The 18,306-nt window shown below is 61.7% G+C and carries 16 protein-coding genes; 13 read left to right on the top strand and 3 right to left on the bottom strand.

Annotated elements, in window-relative coordinates; translation table 11 throughout:
* Nucleotides 1-30 precede the first annotated feature (30 nt).
* Nucleotides 31-1,278 (top strand): family 1 glycosylhydrolase, encoded by a 1,248-nt coding sequence (locus ACIOWL_RS20400; protein WP_400389563.1) that lies wholly within the window; start codon nt 31-33, stop codon nt 1,276-1,278.
* A 16-nt stretch (nt 1,279-1,294) separates the two neighbouring features.
* Here the strand turns inward: ACIOWL_RS20400 and ACIOWL_RS20395 are convergent, their stop codons facing one another.
* Nucleotides 1,295-2,059: an SDR family oxidoreductase gene (locus tag ACIOWL_RS20395; RefSeq protein WP_400389560.1), complete on the bottom strand. Its 765-nt coding sequence runs from the start codon at nt 2,057-2,059 to the stop codon at nt 1,295-1,297.
* 199 nt (nt 2,060-2,258) lie between these two features.
* Between ACIOWL_RS20395 and ACIOWL_RS20390 the strand changes: the two genes are divergently transcribed.
* The gene (locus ACIOWL_RS20390) at nt 2,259-3,275 is read left to right on the top strand and encodes an AEC family transporter (protein ID WP_400389557.1); all 1,017 of its coding nucleotides are present in this window, start codon (nt 2,259-2,261) and stop codon (nt 3,273-3,275) included.
* 40 nt (nt 3,276-3,315) lie between these two features.
* Here ACIOWL_RS20390 and ACIOWL_RS20385 read toward each other — a convergent pair whose 3' ends face one another.
* Complete coding sequence (locus ACIOWL_RS20385; protein ID WP_400389554.1) at nt 3,316-5,580, bottom strand: ABC transporter permease; 2,265 nt, start codon at nt 5,578-5,580, stop codon at nt 3,316-3,318.
* Between the two features lie 163 nt (nt 5,581-5,743).
* Here ACIOWL_RS20385 and ACIOWL_RS20380 point away from each other — a divergent pair, with 163 nt between their 5' ends.
* Both ACIOWL_RS20380 and ACIOWL_RS20375 read left to right on the top strand, forming a co-directional pair.
* Nucleotides 5,744-6,403 (top strand): TetR/AcrR family transcriptional regulator, encoded by a 660-nt coding sequence (locus tag ACIOWL_RS20380; protein ID WP_400389552.1) that lies wholly within the window; start codon nt 5,744-5,746, stop codon nt 6,401-6,403.
* 41 nt (nt 6,404-6,444) lie between these two features.
* On the top strand, nt 6,445-6,969 hold the full coding sequence (locus ACIOWL_RS20375; RefSeq protein WP_400389549.1) for a hypothetical protein: 525 nt from the start codon (nt 6,445-6,447) through the stop codon (nt 6,967-6,969).
* A 590-nt stretch (nt 6,970-7,559) separates the two neighbouring features.
* On the opposite strand, the gene ACIOWL_RS20370 is transcribed toward ACIOWL_RS20375, so the two are convergent.
* A complete protein-coding gene (locus tag ACIOWL_RS20370; RefSeq protein WP_400389546.1) occupies nt 7,560-7,742 on the bottom strand; it encodes a hypothetical protein in 183 nt (60 codons plus the stop codon).
* A 322-nt stretch (nt 7,743-8,064) separates the two neighbouring features.
* On the opposite strand from ACIOWL_RS20370, the gene uraD reads away from it, so the two are divergent.
* The 9 genes from uraD to chvE all read left to right on the top strand — a co-directional run bounded on the left by uraD (nt 8,065) and on the right by chvE (nt 18,149).
* On the top strand, nt 8,065-8,559 hold the full coding sequence (uraD, locus tag ACIOWL_RS20365; protein WP_400389543.1) for a 2-oxo-4-hydroxy-4-carboxy-5-ureidoimidazoline decarboxylase: 495 nt from the start codon (nt 8,065-8,067) through the stop codon (nt 8,557-8,559).
* Between the two features lie 53 nt (nt 8,560-8,612).
* On the top strand, nt 8,613-8,969 hold the full coding sequence (gene uraH, locus ACIOWL_RS20360) for a hydroxyisourate hydrolase (protein WP_400389541.1): 357 nt from the start codon (nt 8,613-8,615) through the stop codon (nt 8,967-8,969).
* 4 nt (nt 8,970-8,973) lie between these two features.
* Nucleotides 8,974-9,897, top strand: coding sequence for a factor-independent urate hydroxylase (pucL, locus tag ACIOWL_RS20355; protein ID WP_400389538.1), 924 nt, complete (start codon nt 8,974-8,976; stop codon nt 9,895-9,897).
* Nucleotides 9,898-9,972: 75 nt separating this feature from the next.
* Nucleotides 9,973-11,508: a nucleobase:cation symporter-2 family protein gene (locus ACIOWL_RS20350; protein WP_400389535.1), complete on the top strand. Its 1,536-nt coding sequence runs from the start codon at nt 9,973-9,975 to the stop codon at nt 11,506-11,508.
* A gap of 149 nt (nt 11,509-11,657) precedes the next feature.
* Nucleotides 11,658-12,710, top strand: coding sequence for a LacI family DNA-binding transcriptional regulator (locus tag ACIOWL_RS20345; protein ID WP_400389532.1), 1,053 nt, complete (start codon nt 11,658-11,660; stop codon nt 12,708-12,710).
* Between the two features lie 160 nt (nt 12,711-12,870).
* Nucleotides 12,871-14,484 carry a xylulokinase gene (locus tag ACIOWL_RS20340; protein ID WP_400389529.1) on the top strand — a complete coding sequence of 538 codons (1,614 nt, stop codon included), beginning with the start codon at nt 12,871-12,873 and terminating at the stop codon, nt 14,482-14,484.
* An 11-nt stretch (nt 14,485-14,495) separates the two neighbouring features.
* Nucleotides 14,496-15,212 (top strand): L-ribulose-5-phosphate 4-epimerase, encoded by a 717-nt coding sequence (locus ACIOWL_RS20335; RefSeq protein ID WP_400389526.1) that lies wholly within the window; start codon nt 14,496-14,498, stop codon nt 15,210-15,212.
* A 7-nt stretch (nt 15,213-15,219) separates the two neighbouring features.
* Complete coding sequence (gene araA, locus ACIOWL_RS20330) at nt 15,220-16,731, top strand: L-arabinose isomerase (RefSeq protein ID WP_400389523.1); 1,512 nt, start codon at nt 15,220-15,222, stop codon at nt 16,729-16,731.
* Between the two features lie 248 nt (nt 16,732-16,979).
* Nucleotides 16,980-18,149 (top strand): multiple monosaccharide ABC transporter substrate-binding protein, encoded by a 1,170-nt coding sequence (gene chvE / locus ACIOWL_RS20325; RefSeq protein ID WP_400389520.1) that lies wholly within the window; start codon nt 16,980-16,982, stop codon nt 18,147-18,149.
* Nucleotides 18,150-18,306 lie beyond the last annotated feature (157 nt).

The raw sequence follows: 18,306 nt of genomic DNA, 5'->3' as shown, positions 1-18,306 counted from the left end.
CCACGCTTTCTCAAACCGAAAGGGCTTTTCATGAGCCACTATCCAGATAATTTCCTGTGGGGTGTTGCCACCGCCGGCCACCAGAACGAAGGAAACAACAAACACAGCGACATTTGGTTCCTTGAAAATGTTCAGCCAACCCTGTTCAGCGAGCCATCCGGACGCGCCTGCGAAGCCTATGACCGTTATGAATCCGACCTGGACCAGGTGGCGCAGCTGGGCCTGAACGCCTTCCGCTTCTCCATCGAATGGGCCCGCATCGAACCCGAACGCGGAACGGTGATCAGCAAGGAGCTGGACCACTATGAAGCCGTGGTTGACGCGGCCCTTGAGCGCGGATTGGCACCGCTGGCGACGTTTAATCATTTCGCCGCCCCGCACTGGTTCTCAGCCGCCGGATCGTGGCTGGCCAAAGACTCGGCGCAGCTTTTCGCCGAGCAGGTGGACCGGGTCATGCAACGCGTGGGCGATCGGCTCACCGCGGCAGTGACCATCAATGAACCAAATCTGGAACAGCTTTTGCAGGCCGGCGGGAAACTCCCGCCGGAAGCCGAGACCATCAAGAGGCAGATGCTGCAGGCCGCCGCGCAGGCGGCCGGAACCGACACCTACTATGCCTCCAACGTGATCCCCTCGAATGTCCAAGGAGAATTCCAAGAGGCATTCACCGTGGCGCACCGCATGGCCAAATCGGCCATCAAGGCCCAACGCTCAGACCTGCCGGTGGGAATTTCCATCGCCATTGGGGACGACCGGGCGGTTCCCGGGGGAGAAGCCCGCAGGGATGCCCGCCGTGCCGCGGTGTATGACCACTGGCTTGAGGTGGCCCGGGATGACGACTTTATCGGGGTGCAGAACTACGAGTCATTCCTGCATGGCCCCGACGGGGAAATCCAGCAAGAAGGGCTACTCAACGGCATGGGGTCCGCGGTGGACCCGACAGCGCTCGCCGGCGCGGTCCGGTACGCCCACGAGGTATCAGGGGTACCCGTGTTGGTGACCGAACACGGAATCCAGATTGATGATGACAAGATCCGGGCGGAGTTCATCCCGCAGTCCCTCGCGGCCTTGGAACAACAGATTGCCGCCGGCACCCCGGTGCTCGGCTACTGCCACTGGACCCTCATGGATAACTTCGAGTGGATTTTCGGCTACGGACCCAAACTCGGGTTGTTAGAAGTCGACCGGCAGACCCTGGAACGCACCCCGAAGCCCAGTGCCAAGGCCTACGCCCAGGTGGTGGCCCAGGCGCGGGCCGTCGCAGTGGCCCAGGGCTAAAACACCCCGTTCACCATCACCCCCGGCCGATGTACGGCATGCCGCCGGCGGTGATGGTGAACTGGTTAACCGAGGCGCTCAGCGGCACCGCGGCCAGGTAGGAGACCGCCGCGGCTGCCTCTGCCAAGGGGAAGGTCGGTTCGATGAGCCGGTGGCCGCTGGGCTGCAAGGCACCGGTCCCTGCCTCAAACTCATCCAAGAGATCACTAGCGGTATTTCCAATATCCAGCTGGGTGGCTCGGATTTGGTAGGGGCGTCCATCCAGTTCAAGCGATTTGGTTAACCCGGCGATTGCATGTTTGGTCACCGAGTAGGCTACCGAATTCACCCGTGGCACCTGTGCGGAGATGGACCCGTTGTTGATGATGCGCCCGCCGCCGTTGTCCTTGAAGTGGATAAATGCCGCGCGGGCCGCATTGATGGCGCCGGTGAGATTGATCCGGCACACCTCGTCCCAGTCCTGCGGGGAAAGCCCATCAATTGCCACCGCTGGCCCGAAAACCCCGGCGTTGTTAAACAACACCTGCACGGAGCCGAAACGTTCGGCGGCCCGTGCAAACAGGGAATCGACCGCGGCTGGATCCGTGACATCGGTGGGAACCACCAGTGCCTGCGGCTGTCCCTGAGCGGTGTCGAGCAAGGTCGCCTCGGTACGCCCGGCCAACACCACATTCCAGCCCTGGGACAGCAACAGCTGCGCAGTGGCCCGGCCGATGCCAGAACCTGCGCCGGTGATCACGATGGTGCGCGAAGCCTGGGTTGGGTGCGATTCGGTGGTCATCAATGCTCCTGAAAATTGAGATGGGTCATGACGAGGCGTGTTCCCATCCTAGGAAGCGGTGCGGTGCGCCGCCAACCGGGCCCGTTATATTGCGTGATCAAGGCCCTGCGCCAGCTGACCGATTGAGTCATAGTCGCGCAGTGCAACTACCGTGGAAGTGTCGTCTTTTCCTTTTGACGATAATTCCCAAAGGAGTTGTGTGTTCCTCGACGTGCTGTTTGGCGTGCTGCCACTCTTCCTGGTGATGCTCATCGGATTCTGCGTCAGCTTTGCGCCGCGGTTCCCCGATGGGGTAGAGCCGGCGCTGAATGTTTTTGTGTTTTATGTGGCGCTGCCGGCCCTGCTGTACAAGGTGGTTGCGCAGGCAGATGTCAGCGCCGGGGTGCCGGTGGATTTTATCTGGGTGTCCACGCTCGCCGCGCTGGTTTTCGCCCTGTGCTGCTGGGCGGTGTTCCGCTACCTGGTGCGGGTAGACCGGGCCAGGGCGCTGGCGGGAATGTTATCCACCAGTTTCGGCAACGTCTCTTATCTGGGTATTCCTGTGGTTCTTGGTGTTTTGGGTCCGCAGGCCGGTTTTGCCGCGGGAATGGGGCAGCTGGTTCACAATGTGATTTTTATGGTGGGCTTCCCCATCCTGGCCCAGCTTGCGCTCCCCGCCAGCGGTACCAGCGGACAAAAACCCAGCGCCGCGCGCCTGGCTCGGACCGTGCGCAACGCCCTGGTGTACAGCCCGGTCACCTGGGCCATGGTGCTCGGTGGCGCGGTGGTGATTTTCGCCGTTCCGGTACCGCAACCGCTGAATGACACCGTGGATCTGCTGTCCGCAGCCGCGGCCCCGGGTGCATTATTCGTCATTGGCATGTCGTTGCGTCGCACCATCCAACGCTCCAACGCACGCCGCGCTGAGCGCCGGACCGGGGCGGCCGGCTCTGCCCCGGCAAGGGCCGCGAAGCTGAGTCTGGGAATCATGGTGGTGGGAAAGCTGGTGGCTTTCCCGCTGCTGACCGTGTTGCTGTTGCGGGTGCTGGCACCGGATCTGGACCCGCTCTGGGTTAATGCGGCGGTCCTCATGGCCGCCATGCCAACTTCCGCCACCGCCTACATCATGGCGCAAAACGATACCGGAGACGGTGAACCAACGGCAGTAGCTATCGTGGCGACCTGCGTGCTGGCGGTGCTTGTGGTGCCGCTGATGGCGCAGCTGGTATTAACCTAAACCGGCGGGCAGCCAAGTAGGCTGCCCGCCGGTTCTGGGTCTAAACGCTGGCGTTGAGTTTGGCTGATTCCTGATTCTCCAGGGCCGCCTGTTCGGCTAACTCCTGAGCTTCGGCATCAATTTCATTGGCAGCCAGAGCTGCCTGCTGCGCCTTGTCCTGCAGTTTGCGCCCCTGCAACGCGGCCAATTCCGCTTCCGAGATCGGATAGGATTCGGTGCGCACCGGCTTGAGCTGGTCGATTACCAACGTCACGGCAAGGCTGGCCAGCGCCCAAATGGACAGTGTGATCACGTGGGAGCCAACCCCCGTCCCGCCAAAGTAGAGGATTGCGCGGATTGACTCCACAGCCGCGGGCATTGGCAAGATCCCGTGCAATACGGTGAAGATCTCCGGTTCCATGTAGATGGACAGCGCTCCGTTGGAGGACGGCACACCCAAAAACATCACGAGGATCATGGTGGGGATCAGGCAGACCATGCCAAGCAATCGGTTGAAGACCGTGGTGAGCATCGCCACCGAGAAAATGGTGAGAACCCCGGTGCCCCACAAGACCCAGAAGTGCCCGTGGACCGCACCGGTGAACGGCCCGGCGATCAGATACAGCACCGTAGACATAAATGCCGCATAACCGGCGGCCAAGGGGAGCAGGTTTTTCAGCGGCATCAGATGCGGTGCGGCGGTGCCGGCAACCATGATGAGCATAAACCCAGCCATGATCCACCCCATCCCCAGGTACATGGAGACCGTACCCATGTTGTCATTCGCCGGGAGGGCCGCTAATTCCTGGTGGTCCAGCTCCAGCTGTTGGCCCTGCGCGATCTGGGTGAAGACGCCGACGACCGTTTGCGCGGCCGCGGTGCCGGAGGCCTGCGCGGTGTAGAGCACGGCCTGCGGGTTGTCCTGGCTTGGAAGCACAAAGGCTCCGGTCAGCTGCTGGGATTCGACCAGATATTGCGCATCGGCTGCGTCGTCCATGGCACTGAACTCGAACATTCCCTCCATCGACTCGTTCAGCGAATCAACCGTTCCCTGAGCCTGTTCTAGGGTGGAGCCAACCACCGCGACGGGCATGTTGCGCGGGGTGGGGTCCTGCATGGCACCGAGCATCGCGGTGAGCATGATGGCGATCATGCCGAATGGCACGGCGGCCAGGGTGATGTAGCGCCAGGCCCGGTTGCGAGGCCGCGGCCCGCCGTGCAGGGAGGCGACGTTAATCTGGGTGGGAGTTGGGCTTTTGCCCTTGGCGGTGCGCAATTTATCGATCAAGGTAATCGCCAGCAGGGCAACAACAGCGCCGCCGGCGAGGATCAGAATGTGAATCCCGGCCCCATCGCCGTCAAAGTAGAGGATTGAACGCATCGTTTCGCCCAGGGCCGGCATCGGGAGGAACTGGTGGAGGAACGGGAAGATTTTTGGCAGGGTGTAGACGGACATACCCATATTGGAGGCCGGCTGTCCGAGCACCATAAATAAAAACATTCCGGGGATCACGGCCATCGGGCCGATGATGCGGGTCAGCAGCAGCTGCCCGGCGCCGACCGCGAAAACACCCAAGGCCAGGGCACCCCAGGCCGGGAGGATCTGGGCGCCCTGGACAACACCGAGGATCGGCCCGCCGATCAGGATGCCCAACCCGGAAAGCAGCACCGACCAGCCGCCGAGCAGCGGAAATGCACGACGACGCTTGAGCAGCTCGGGGGAGTTGGAGAAGGCCAGCGACCACGGCATGTAGCCCGCGGTGATCATGGCGGTGGCCAACAGCATGGCACCCATGCCCATCGAATCGTGTTCTGGCAGCTGCGCGACATCCTCGGTGGTGAGATTCAACCTTTCAGACATAATGACCGGGGTGAGCACCGAGGTGATGGCGGTTTTGGCGGACATGCCGGCCGCGCTGGCGGTGTAGAGGGTGGCGTTTTCTCCGTTGAGGAAAACCGCCGCGGTGGCCTCGCGGTCGTAAACCATGTCGCGGGCTTCGCGGGAGGAATCCACCACCGTGAGGTCCACGGCGTCCGCCTGGGTTGAGTTCAGCGCCTCAACAAGATCTTGGGCATCCGAAGCCTGCGCGGCGGCAATTGCTACCGGCATGTTTTTGGCTTCTTGGTGGTGCATTGCCCCGAGATAACCCCAGATCATCATGCCCACAATCATCAGCGGCATGATGAAAACTGCTACGGTACGGCCGATTTTCTCTGCTCGGGCACGCTTGGCTGCGGCCTCTGCAGGACTGGTGGCCTCCTGTTGGCCTCTGGTTTTACGTCTGGATTGAACCTGGGGTCCGGGGTCGGTGCTGTGATTGCTCACGCTGTAGTGCTCCTTGGCGCTGACTGGATGGAAAGCGGCGACAAACCGTCTTTGTTGAAGTCTATCAACCAATTTACGCCACGTGGCGTAAAATTGCTGTGAGGATGCTGACGATAGACTTGGCGAGCGGAGCAGTTGGTGGAACGAATCGGGGTGTGTGGACGTGAGCAGGCAGAGTGATAAGGCACGTGAGGTGCTGATGGATGCGGCTCAAGAGCTGTTTGCTGTTCATGGGATCGACGGAGTGTCGAACCGCAAGATCACCGAACACGCCGGCACGGCCAACCATTCGGCCATCAAATACCACTTCGGGACACGTGACGACTTGCTCACCGCTTTGATTCACCGGATCATGACGGAAGCCTCAGAATTTCGCGCCCAGCTGCCGGCAACCGAGGATCTTCAGGGCGGGCTGCGTGAGGTGGTAACCCATCGGGTGCTTCCCTGGATCTACTATCTGGCAGCCCAACCATCCCCTCCGTGCCGGGCGCAGTTCCTTTATCAGGTGCGCAGTTATCCCGAGTTATCCCAACTGGGGTTGCAGATGCTGCACAATGACGAGCTGCTCTCCGATTTGGCCGCCCGCACCCGGCCCGAGCTGAAAAACATTCCTTCCTCGGTGCTCCGCGCCCGTTCTGGAATCCTGGGCCATATGATGCTGGGGATCTGCGCCGAATTCGAGCGCCAGGTCGGAGCAGGGTCGCGCGATGCGACGTGGGAAGAACTTGGATATTTTCTGGTGGATGCAATCGTGGGAATGGTTGCGGCGCCGAGCACCGCAAAATCCGAATTCCTTGACTTTGGCAGCCCGCTGATCAGATAAAGGGAACCGCTGGTAGAACAGGAATCGTAACGAAGGACATCATGAACAGCTTCCGTAAAACCCGGCACAAGACGCATATATCTGCCCAGGAGCTGGCGGACCGGCTTAAAGAGCGGGTGTATGTCACCTTTACCGCGTTGGCGGTGCTGTTGGGAATGAACCTGCATAGCCATGATCCGCAACCTGGTGCCTCGGCGCTGAGTCTGGTGGTGACAGTGGCCGCGATCCTCTTGGCCGGGCTGGTTGCCGATGTTATTTCTCATTCAACCGCCCACGCATCGCTGCCCACTCGCGCCGAGATGCGCCATTTGCTGGGTGTGGCCTGGGGAGCGGCCGGGGCAATCGCCGGTCCGTTGGTCTTGTTGGGCCTGAGTGCACTGGGACTCTTCACTACGTCTACCGCGTTGCTCTGGGGCCAGTGGATGCTTGTCGCGGCGCTGGGATTTTTCGCTTGGCTGTCGCTGCGGCGCAGCAAGCTGGGGCTGGGACGCACCCTGGTGCTGATGTTGGTGCTGGTCCTGGTGGGCGTGGTGGTGATTGCGCTTCAGTTGCTGGCGCATTCCTAGGCTGCCACAATTCCGCAACCGGCAACGTCAACCAGTGCACTGGAGTTGGCAGAATTCATGGCCGCCTGCCGGAAGAATGAAATGGTCCTTGATACTGAGACCTTTGAACCGGATCTCCAGCAGTTGCATCAGGGCATGCCTTAAGCGCGATACACCGAGCCAAGAACGTGCAACCAGTCGATGATCCGTCCAATCGCGGATAGTCATTGTGTAAACGGCGCGGGCTTGGACCGTCACCTTGATACCTCAAAAGCCCTCACCTTCGGATGGGGGCTTTTGCAGGTACGCCCGGCAGGGGGCAGCTGCTTGAGGGTCAAAGAATCTAATACAGGTCAGGCCTTGCCGGTAGCGTTTTGGCGGAGCCGAAGGGATCTTGCGGATTCTGCGAGCTAAGAACCGCGATGCCGCGCCCAAGCTGCAGGGAAAACATCGCATCCGGCATGATTCACGGTTCGGAATCCTGTCTGGCGGGTGCATGTGGTTTACGGCTCCGGAAACCGGGCATTAAATAACGTAGAGACCATGCCCGACGCCTCAGGAGAATGGTCTCTACGTAGTGTGTGGTGCACCTTTGAGGTGCAAGGGCGGGACTACCGGCCGAAGAGTTTGCTCCAGAAGCTCGGGGTCTGCGTGGTGATTCGAATTCGCGGAGCGATATCTGGATCCAGGTTTTCGATTGGCTGGAAAAGTCCGGTGCGCAGCGCTTCGGTGGCCGCGACCAGGCGCTGTCCCTCCGGTGAGCAGTTGATGTTGGCTGGATTGATAGCGGTCATTGCGACCCTCCCTCGGGTGATTCAACTTCCGAATGGTGGAAGTTTTATTTTGCTTTACGAAACTAGTATGCGGGACGCGGGGGCTTGAAGGCAATAGGTTCGGGCAAAAATACTTATCCACACTGCGGAAAAACCTCTAAAGTCAGACTTATCCAAAAATCTTTGCTTTTCGACTTGACGGGCGGGGTGTGAAGTGGATTACAGTGGGTGAACAAGTTCCACGGAGCTAGCATCTAGTCGAAGCCGAATCTTTTCGGTGGTAAGGGTGTTCAGCCAAAGCTCCCTGGGTTAACACCTGAGTTAGAAATGAGCTGAGCACCCGATGCATTTAAGCGTTTTCAATGAAGTTTCCGCTGTCGAAGCAGCCGAAGTTCTGCGTCCATGCATCGATGTTGAGCGCTGGATCACCGAGCTGGTTTCCGCTCGCCCCTTCTCTTCTCTTGAGCAGCTCACCGAGTCTGCAACCAGCAGCGCCAAGCCTTTCAACCGCGAAGAAATTGGCGCCGCCCTGGCACATCACCCACGCATCGGTGAACGTGCCGGGGGAGATAGCCAGGAAGCAACCCTGTCCCGTTCGGAACAAGCATCACTGAACCTCGACGCAGGGGTCCTTGAACGCCTCGCCGCAGCCAACCGCGACTACGAGCAGCGTTTTGACCGTGTATTCCTCATCCGCGCCGCCGGCCGCAGCAGCGAAGAAATCCTCGCCGAGTGCCAGCGAAGACTGCAAAATACCGACGAGGCCGAGCTGGCCGAAGTAGCCGACCAGCTGCGCCAAATTGCCCTGCTGAGACTGCAGGACGCGGTCAAAAACTAATTTTCAGACCACTTTCCCTCCACCGACCGACTTACTAGTCAGGAGACGAACACATGGCAGATGTCAGCGCCGAGCGCAGCCACATCACCACCCACATTCTCGACACCGGGACCGGGAGGCCATCCTCCGGTGTCAAGGCCACGCTGGAAGCCAAAACGGCATCCGGCTGGCAAGAAATCGGATCCGGGATCACCGATGCGGACGGCCGCATCAAGAATCTTGGACCGACTCAGGTAGAAGTAGGCCACTACCGGGTTTCATTCGAAATCGGGGACTACTTCGGGAAGCAGGGAACGGAAAGCTTCTTCCCCGGGGTCACCATCGACTTCTACGTCAATAACGTCGATGAGCACTACCACGTACCTCTTCTTATCAGCCCGTTTGCATATTCCACGTACCGAGGAAGTTAGAACCATGACTACCGAAATCACCGCCCCAGCAACCACCGATATCGTCCTTGGCGAGAACCAGTACGGCAAGGCCGAGGTCCGCCTGGTCAAGATCACCCGCGACACCGCACGCCACCAGATCGAGGACCTGAACGTCACCAGCCAGCTGCACGGCGACTTCACCAAGGCCCACCTGGAAGGCGACAACGGACTGGTTGTCCCCACCGACACCCAGAAGAACACCGTGTACGGCCTGGCCCGCGACGGCGTGAACAGCCCGGAAGAATTCCTGCTTCGCCTCGGCACCCACTTCACCGGCGAGTTCGAATGGATCACCGGCGGCCGCTGGGCTGCCCAGCAGTACTTCTGGGATCGGATCAACGACCACGACCACGCCTTCTCCAAGAACAAGAGCGAAGTTCGCACCGCGGTGCTTGAAATCGCTGAAGACGGCACCAAGTCCATCGTTGCCGGTCTGGAGGACCTTACGGTCCTGAAGTCCACCGGCTCCGAATTCCACGGTTTCCCGGTTGACCGCTACACCACCTTGAAGGAAACCAGCGACCGCATCCTGGCAACCGACGTGACCGCCCGCTGGCGCTACACCGCCGACGCAATCGAAGCCGGCATCGACTTCAACGCGGTGTACACCTCGGTGCGTGAGCAGCTGCTGACCCTGTTCGCCAACACCCACTCGCTGGCGCTGCAGCACACCATGTTCGAGATGGGCAAGGCCGCCCTGGAAGCCAACCCGCAGATCGCGGAGATCAAGTTCTCGCTGCCGAACAAGCACCACTTCCTGGTTGACCTCGAGGTCTTCGGACAGGACAACCCCAATGAGGTGTTCTTCGCGGCGGACCGCCCATACGGCCTGATTGAAGCCACCGTCACCCGTGAGGGCGGCGCGGCCAAGCACCCAATCTGGGCAAACATTCCAGCATTTATCTAACTGAAAAGCGGCGGGGGTGTGCCGGTGCGGACACATCGGCACACCCTTGGCAGCGACTGACTTAGGAGGTCAGCCATGAGCGCTACACAAGATGAATCTATCAAAGGGACCCGTCCCGAAGATGCTAAGTTACCACTGGGCAAAACATTCGCCTATGGTCTTCAGCACGTCTTGACCATGTACGGCGGCATCATTGCACCGCCACTGATTATCGGCAGCGCGGCCGGTATTTCACCCGAGGATATTGGCCTTCTGGTGGCCAGCTGCTTGTTTATCGGCGGCCTGGCGACCATCCTGCAGACCATCGGCATTCCGTTTTTCGGGGCGCAGCTTCCGCTGGTTCAGGGTACGTCCTTCGCGTCGGTCTCCACCATGGTGGCGATTGTCAACGGCGGCGGGGGCATCCAGGCGGTCTTCGGCGCGGTTCTTGTGGCGGCGGTCATTGGCTTCCTCATCGCTCCGTTTTTTGCGCGGATCATCCGCTTTTTCCCGCCGGTGGTCACCGGCACCGTGATCACCATGATCGGCATCTCGCTGACTCCCGTGGCCGCCAACTGGGCCATGGGCGGGGATGCCAAGGCCGACGATTACGGATCTTTGGCGAACATCGGCCTGGCGGCCGGCACGCTGCTGGTGGTGTTGCTGCTTTCCAAGGTCGGCAACGCCGCGATCTCCCGGATGTCGATCCTGCTGGCCATCGTCATCGGCACCGTTGCGGCCGCGCTGCTGGGCATGGCCGACTTCTCCAAGGTCGGCAGCGGCGCCATCTTCGCCTTCCCGCAGCCGCTGGCTTTCGGAATGCCGATTTTTGAAATCGGCGGCATCATCTCGATGACCATCGTGGTGCTCGTAATCCTGACCGAGACCACCGCTGACATCCTGGCCGTCGGAGAAATCGCCAACACCAAGGTCGACTCCAAGCGGATCGCCAACGGCCTGCGTGCAGACATGGCTTCCTCCGCGGTTGCCCCGATCTTCAACACCTTTACCCAGTCCGCCTTCGCGCAGAACGTCGGCCTGGTCGCCATTACCGGTATCACCAGCCGCTTTGTGGTTGCCGCTGGCGGCGGCATCCTGGTCGTCCTGGGCCTGCTGCCGATCCTCGGCCGGGTGGTCGCAGCGATCCCCACCCCGGTGCTCGGCGGCGCAGGCATCGTGCTGTTCGGCACCGTGGCGGCCTCCGGCATCCGGACCCTGTCCAAGGTCAAGTACGACGGCATGAACCTGGTGATCGTGGCCGCTTCCATCGCCTTTGGTTGCGTGCCGATCGTGAAGCCGGAGTTCTACGAGAGCTTCCCGGTCTGGTTCCAGACCATTTTCCACTCCGGGATCTCCTCGGCGGCCGTCATGGCGGTGCTGCTGAACCTGTTGTTCAACGTCTTCAAGTCGGGCAACTCCAAGGACAGCTCGGTCTTCGCCGCGGCCCCGCCGCGCATGGTGAAGGAAGAGGAAGTCTGCGGCCTGATCGACGGAGACCACTTTGAAGGTGGCAAGCTGATCGACAAGGATGGCTACGAAATTCCCGTGGTGACCACGGAAGATTTTGAAAAGATCCAGACCGGAGCGATCCAGATGCCTGCACCCAGGCTCGCCGGGAGCTCAGAGCACTGAGTTGAACCCGGGGCAACCCGAAGAAGAGCAACACGATCGTGAAGTTTCTGATAAAGATCCTTCCTGAGTTGGGAAAACACCCGCAGGCTGCAGGCCTGCGGGTGTTTTTTCGCCCACTGCCAACCAAATGGTTTGCAATAATGACGGGTATGAATATTGCTCAGCCCAATGACGGGTCGCCGGCGCATCGCCCGCCGTCGATGGCCGATGTTGCCGCGGTCGCTGGGGTTTCGCATCAAACCGTGTCCCGTGTGCTCAACGACCACCCCAACGTCCGCCCGGGAACCCGGGAGCGGGTTTTGGAGGCCATTGAGCAGCTCAGCTACCGTCGCAACAGGGCGGCGCGAACCCTGGCCACCTCCCATTCGAGCACGGTGGGCATCCTCACCGTCGGCAGCGAGTTTTTCGGGCCGCAGTCCACGGTGCTGGCCGTTGAATCGGCCGCCCGCAGCCGCGGCTACTTTGTCACCGTGACCGCCCTGGACCGCTACGACGTGCGCACCTCCATGGCGGCCCTGAACCACCTGATCGACCAGGGGGTTGACGGGGTGGTCGTGGTGGCTCCGTTTGAGAAGATCACCGACGCCATTGACGCCGCGGACCTGAAGGTGCCGGTGGTCGTGGTGGCGGCGCGGACCCAAGTCCCGGAAGGCGACCCGGCGCGTTATGTGTACGTGGATCAGCGTGAGGGAGCCAGCCAAGCCACCCGCCACCTGTTGGCCCTGGGGCATCGCAAGATCGCCCATGTCTCCGGGCCCACCGGATGGTTCGACGCGTTGGAGCGAAAAATCGGTTGGCAGGATCAGATGGCCGCCGCCAAGGCGCCGGCCATCGAGGTTCCTGCAGAATCCTGGCTCTCGCCCAGCGGCTACGAGACCGGGCTGCGGCTGGTGGAGCAGGTGCGTTCCGGGGAGGTGAGCGCGGTGTTCGCGGCCAATGACTATCTGGCCATCGGGGTGTTGCGCGCCTTCTGGGAAGCCGGCCTGAAAGTGCCGCAGGATGTCTCGGTGGTTGGTTTTGACGACCTGCAGGTGTCCAACTACCTGATCCCGGCGTTGACCACGGTGCGCCAGCCCTTTGCGGACGTGGGGCACGCCGCGTTGAACGTGCTGCTCAGCCCGGCCGCCGACCTGTTGCTGCCGCGGGTCACGGCCCCGACCCTGGTGATCCGCGCGAGCACCGCACCGCCGCCCGCGCACTAGTCGACCGGCTCCTGTTAAATCGAATCCTCCGTGATGTATTGCGCATCTCATTTTGTTAGCGCTAACATTAAGTCCAAGTTCCCGTCAGTTCCCACCACCCCCTTCCGGGTCTGACGATGCAAAGACGCTGCCCCGCATCGGGGCTGAGGACGGAGTTTCCATGGCAGTTGTGCCGAGCGAGGGCGCTGCGCGCGATCTGATCGCCGCCGGACACGCAGTATTGGGTATCGAGCTGGGCTCAACCAACATCAAGGCCAGCCTGATCGGTTCGGGCAATGAGCAGTTGGCCAGCGGCAGCCACAACTGGGAGAACCAGTACGTGGACCGCACCTGGACCTACTCGTTGGATTCGGTGAAAACCGGTGTGCAAGAGGCCGTCGCGGCCCTGTTCCAGGATATTTCGACCCGGTACCAGGTGCGCCCGGAGAAATTCGCGGCGATTGGCGTCTCCGCCATGATGCACGGGTATTTGGCCTTTGACGCGGATGGCGAGCTGCTGGTGCCGTTCCGGACCTGGCGCAACACCTCCACCGGGCAGGCCTCCGCGGCGCTGAGCGAAGCCTTCGGGATGAACATTCCGCTGCGCTGGTCGGTGGCCCACTACTACCAGGCATTGCTGGATCAGGAGCCGCATACCCCGCGTATCGCGCAGCTGACTACCCTGGCTGGATACGTCCATGAGCTGTTGACCGGCCGCCGGGTGCTGGGGGTGGGCGACGCGTCGGGAATGTTCCCCATCGACAGTTCCACCGGCGGGTACGACCTCCAGCTGTCCCAGCGTTTTGACCAGTTGGCCGCCGCCCAGGGCGCAGAAACCGGCATCCTGGATCTGCTTCCCGAGGTGCTGGCCGCCGGCGGAGATGCCGGGCGGCTCAGCGCGGCCGGAGCGAAATTCTTGGACCCCACCGGCACCCTGCAGCCCGGCGCGGAATGCTGCCCGCCGGAGGGGGATGCGGGCACCGGGATGGTCGCCACCAATTCAACCGCACCGCGCACCGGCAACGTCTCGGCCGGCACCTCCATATTTGCCATGGTGGTCCTCGATGCCCCGCTGGCCTCCCTGCATTACGAGGTTGACCTGGTCACCACCCCGGCCGGAGACCCGGTGGCCATGGTGCACTGCAACAACGGCGCCAGCGAACTCGGCGCCTGGGCCCAGGTCTTCAGCCAATTCGCCGCCGCGCTGGGCTCCACCGCCACCGATGACGACGTGTTCGCAACCCTGTTCAACGCCGCCCTTGACGGGCAGGCCGACGGCGGGGGACTGCTCGCCTACAACTACCTGTCCGGGGAACCGGTCACCGGGCTGGATCAGGGACGTCCGCTGATTCTGCGCACCCCGGATTCGACCTTGAGCCTGGGCAACCTGATGCGGACCCAGATTTACGGTGTTTTCGCCACCCTGAGCCTGGGAATGCAGGTGCTGACCGCGGAAAACGTCAAGGTCGAGAAAATGTATGCCCACGGCGGGATCTTCCGCACCGCCGGGGTGGCCCAACGGTTCCTGGCGGCGGCGCTGGATGTTCCGGTGGCCGTGGGCAGTTCGGCCGGGCACGGCGGGGCATGGGGCATTGCCGTGCTCGCCGCCTACCGGCTGGCCTGTTTGAAGACCCCGGAGCAAACCTTGGCGCAGTTCCTGGCCACCGAGGTTTTTGCCGGCACTGAAACCCATACGGTGGCGCCGGAGCCTGCGGATGTCGCCGGATACACCAGCTACCTGCGTTCCTACGCCGACGGCCTGTCGGTTCAGCGTGCCGCAACCCAAGCCATCTAAGAGGAGTTTTTATGAGTACCCCCCGAACCCTGCAGGATTATCCGCAGGCAATGGTCGACGAGGTGCAGCGTGTGCGCCAGATCGTCGCGGACCTGCACGCCGAATTGCCGCGCTATGAGCTGGTGGTGTGGACCGCCGGCAACGTCTCCCAGCGCGTGCGCCACCCCGAAGTTCCCGACGGCAGCGCCGACCTGCTGGTGATCAAACCTTCCGGGGTGTCCTATGACGAACTGACGGCGCAATCCATGGTGGTGTGCACCCTGGACGGAGCGCTGCTCGATGGAAGCGGAGCGCCGTCCTCTGACACCGCGGCCCATGCCTACACCTACCAGCACATGCCGCACGTGGGCGGGGTGGTGCACACCCACTCCACCTATGCCACCGCGTGGGCGGCCCGCGGGGAAGAAATCCCATGTGTGCTGACCATGATGGCCGACGAGTTCGGAGGACCGATCCCGGTCGGCCCTTTCGCCATCATTGGCGATGACTCGATTGGCCGCGGCATCGTGGCCACCCTGTCCGAATCGCGCAGCCCGGCGGTGTTGATGAAAAACCACGGCCCGTTCACCATTGGCGCCGACGCCCGTGCCGCGGTCAAGGCCGCGGTGATGTGTGAAGAGGTGGCCCGCACCGTCCACATTTCCCGCCAGCTCGGTGAACCCAAACCTATCGACGCCAGCCATATCGACTCGCTCTACGAGCGCTACCAGAACGTCTACGGACAGTAAGGACATCATGACTAAGGCCTATGACACCAAGGAAATCTGGTTCTTCACCGGCAGCCAGGACCTCTATGGTGAGGAAACCTTGCGCCAGGTGGCGCAGCAGTCCACCGAAGTTGCCGCGACGCTGGACTCCTCCGAGCAGGTTCCCGCACGGGTTGTGTGGAAGCCGGTGCTCAAGGATTCGGACTCCATCCGCCGCGCCATGCTTGAGGCGAACTCGGATGACAACGTCCTGGGTGTGATCACCTGGATGCATACCTTCAGCCCCGCGAAGATGTGGATTAACGGGCTGAAGGCGCTGGACAAGCCGTTGCTGCACCTGCACACCCAGGCAAATGTCGAGCTGCCGTGGGACTCGATCGACTTCGATTTCATGAACCTGAACCAGGCGGCCCACGGCGACCGCGAGTACGCCTACCTGGCCACCCGGCTGGGGGCCTCCCGCACCACCGTGGTAGGACACGTGTCCAACCCGGCGGTGGCCAAACGGGTGGGCACCTGGGTGCGCGGAGCGGCCGGCTGGGATGCGGTGCAGGGCCTGAACCTGGTGCGTTTTGGCGATAACATGCGCAACGTGGCGGTCACCGAAGGGGACAAAACCGAGGCGGAGATCCGTTTCGGCGTTTCGGTGAACACCTGGGCCGTCAACGACCTGGTGGACGCGGTGGCAGCGGTTGATCCGGCGCAGGTTGATGCGCTCGTGGCCGAATACGAGCACGACTACGATGTGGTTGAAGAATTGCGTGCCGGCGCCGAACGCCACGAATCGCTGCGCTACGCCGCGGCTCAGGAGATTGCGTTGGAATCCTTCCTGCGCCAGGCGGGCGCGTGGGCCTTCACCACCAACTTCGAGGACCTCGGCGGGCTGCGCCAGCTGCCCGGCCTGGCCGTGCAGCGGCTGATGGCCAAGGGGTACGGTTTCGGCGCCGAGGGCGACTGGAAAACCGCGGTGCTGGTGCGCGCGGCCAAAGTCATGGGCGCAGGGCTGCCCGGAGGCGCCTCGCTGATGGAGGACTACACCTATGACCTGACCCCGGGCGCGGAGCTCATCCTGGGCGCTCACATGCTGGAGATTTGCCCGTCGTTGACCACCGCGAAACCGCGGGTGGAGATTCATCCGCTGGGTATTGGCGACCGCGAGGATCCGGTCCGGATGGTATTCAACGCGGATGAAACCACCGGAGCTGTCGTGGTATCGATGGCTGACATGCGTGAACGCTTCCGGCTGACGGCCAACGTGGTTGACGTGGTGACCCCTCCGGCAGACCTGCCGCACCTGCCGGTGGCGCGCGCGGTATGGCGCCCACGCCCGGACTTCAACACCTCCACCGAGTCGTGGCTGGCCGCCGGCGGAGCCCATCACACCGTGATGTCCACCGGGGCGGGGATCGAGGAGTTTGAAATCTTCGCTGAGATCGCCGGCACCGAGCTGCTGGTGATCGATGAAGAGACCACCCGGCGCAATTTTGCCCAACAAATTCGAGTAAACCAGACCTACCTCCGGTTGGCTCAGGGTTTCTAATAAATTACAGGTGGCGCCCGGTTTTTCCGGGCGCCAACGCCTCAAGTTAATTATTACGCTTCGGTAACAACTGCCCTGAAGGGTAGAAAAACCGCCGAGAGTACGCGTAATGTCATGGCTCACATTGAGTGCTTCGCGGTGCCGCCGAATATTTTGTAAGGAAGGGTGGCTCAAACGCCTTGTTAGCGCTAACATAGTGTGAGCCGGGTCCTATTTGGGGTGAGGCGGACTTTTTTCAAGGAGGAAGAATGGCATGGAATAACTGGGCCCGCAAGGCTGCGGCAACACTCGGTTCCGTCGCATTGGTCACGGCGCTTGCTGCCTGTGGCGGTGGCGGGGCAGGCAGTGGTGCAGGCGCCGGAGAAGGCGAATCGACCGCACCGGAGGACATCCAGGTTGGCGTGGCAATGCCCACCGAGACCTCGGAGCGCTGGATTGCCGATGGCGACGCCGTGAAGTCGCAGCTGGAAGAGGCTGGTTACACCGTTGACCTGCAGTTCGCCAACGACGACATTCCAACCCAGCAGCAGCAGATCGACCAGATGATCACCAAGGGTGCAGACATCCTGGTGGTTGCCTCGATTGACGGCACCGCACTCTCCAGCCAGCTGCAGGCTGCCGCAGACCAGAACATTCCGATCATCGCCTATGACCGTCTGATCAATGGCACGGAAAACGTCGACTTCTACGTCACCTTCGACAATTACAACGTCGGTGTGCAGCAGGCAACCTCGCTGCTGACCGGCCTGGGACTGTTGGATGCCGAAGGCAACAAAACCGACAAGAAGGGCCCGCTGAACATCGAGCTCTTCGCCGGTTCGCTGGATGACAACAACGCGCACTTCTTCTGGAAGGGCGCCATGGACACCCTGCAGCCGTACCTGGATGACAAGACCCTCGTGGTCAAGTCGGGCCAGACCACCATCGAGCAGGCCGCGACGCTGCGCTGGAGCCAGGAAGAAGCCCAGAGCCGCATGGAGGACCTGCTGACCGCTCACTACGAGGGTGGCAAAACCCAGCTTGACGGGGTGCTCTCGCCATTTGACGGCATCTCCCGCGGCATCATCACCGCGCTGAGCAACGCCGGCTACGGCAAGGACATTGCCGGCGGCCTGCCGATCCTCAGCGGCCAGGATGCTGAAATCGCCTCGGTGAAGCTGATCAACGACGGAGTTCAGTACGCAACCATCTTCAAGGACACCCGCAAGCTGGCCACCCAGGCAGTTGAAGCGGTCAAGGCCTACGCAGGTGGCGGCGAACCAACCGCAAACGACACCGATTCCTACGACAACGGTGTGAAGACCGTCCCGTCCTTCCTGCTGGAGTCGGACATCGTGGTCGCGGACAACATCCAGGAGCTCCTGGTTGACTCCGGTTACTACACCGAAGATGAAGTGAAGTCCGGCCAGAGCAAATAACGCTCTCACCGGTTGAGGGTTGGGGGGGGGGGCCCCCCCCCCCCCCCCCCCAAAAAAAAAAAAAAAAAAAAAAAAACAAACAAAAAAAAAAAAAAAAAAAAAAACCCCCCCACCCCCCCCCCCCCCCCCCCCCACAACAACACCACACCCCCCACCC

Source organism: Glutamicibacter sp. NPDC087344 (assembly GCF_044744225.1).
Taxonomy (GTDB): domain Bacteria; phylum Actinomycetota; class Actinomycetes; order Actinomycetales; family Micrococcaceae; genus Glutamicibacter.
Note: the sequence above shows the minus strand (reverse complement) of the source record. Positions and strands in the feature narration are given on the sequence as shown.

What these genes read in the sequence shown, in the direction of transcription:
- ACIOWL_RS20400 (WP_400389563.1), top strand. Translation starts at nt 31, where the DNA reads ATGAGCCACTATCCAGATAATTTCCTGTGGGGTGTTGCCACCGCCGGC.
- ACIOWL_RS20395 (WP_400389560.1), bottom strand. Translation starts at nt 2,059, where the DNA reads ATGACCACCGAATCGCACCCAACCCAGGCTTCGCGCACCATCGTGATC.
- ACIOWL_RS20375 (WP_400389549.1), top strand. Translation starts at nt 6,445, where the DNA reads ATGAACAGCTTCCGTAAAACCCGGCACAAGACGCATATATCTGCCCAG.
- ACIOWL_RS20370 (WP_400389546.1), bottom strand. Translation starts at nt 7,742, where the DNA reads ATGACCGCTATCAATCCAGCCAACATCAACTGCTCACCGGAGGGACAG.
- uraD (WP_400389543.1), top strand. Translation starts at nt 8,065, where the DNA reads ATGCATTTAAGCGTTTTCAATGAAGTTTCCGCTGTCGAAGCAGCCGAA.
- uraH (WP_400389541.1), top strand. Translation starts at nt 8,613, where the DNA reads ATGGCAGATGTCAGCGCCGAGCGCAGCCACATCACCACCCACATTCTC.
- pucL (WP_400389538.1), top strand. Translation starts at nt 8,974, where the DNA reads ATGACTACCGAAATCACCGCCCCAGCAACCACCGATATCGTCCTTGGC.
- ACIOWL_RS20350 (WP_400389535.1), top strand. Translation starts at nt 9,973, where the DNA reads ATGAGCGCTACACAAGATGAATCTATCAAAGGGACCCGTCCCGAAGAT.
- ACIOWL_RS20345 (WP_400389532.1), top strand. Translation starts at nt 11,658, where the DNA reads ATGAATATTGCTCAGCCCAATGACGGGTCGCCGGCGCATCGCCCGCCG.
- ACIOWL_RS20340 (WP_400389529.1), top strand. Translation starts at nt 12,871, where the DNA reads ATGGCAGTTGTGCCGAGCGAGGGCGCTGCGCGCGATCTGATCGCCGCC.
- ACIOWL_RS20335 (WP_400389526.1), top strand. Translation starts at nt 14,496, where the DNA reads ATGAGTACCCCCCGAACCCTGCAGGATTATCCGCAGGCAATGGTCGAC.
- araA (WP_400389523.1), top strand. Translation starts at nt 15,220, where the DNA reads ATGACTAAGGCCTATGACACCAAGGAAATCTGGTTCTTCACCGGCAGC.
- chvE (WP_400389520.1), top strand. Translation starts at nt 16,980, where the DNA reads ATGGCATGGAATAACTGGGCCCGCAAGGCTGCGGCAACACTCGGTTCC.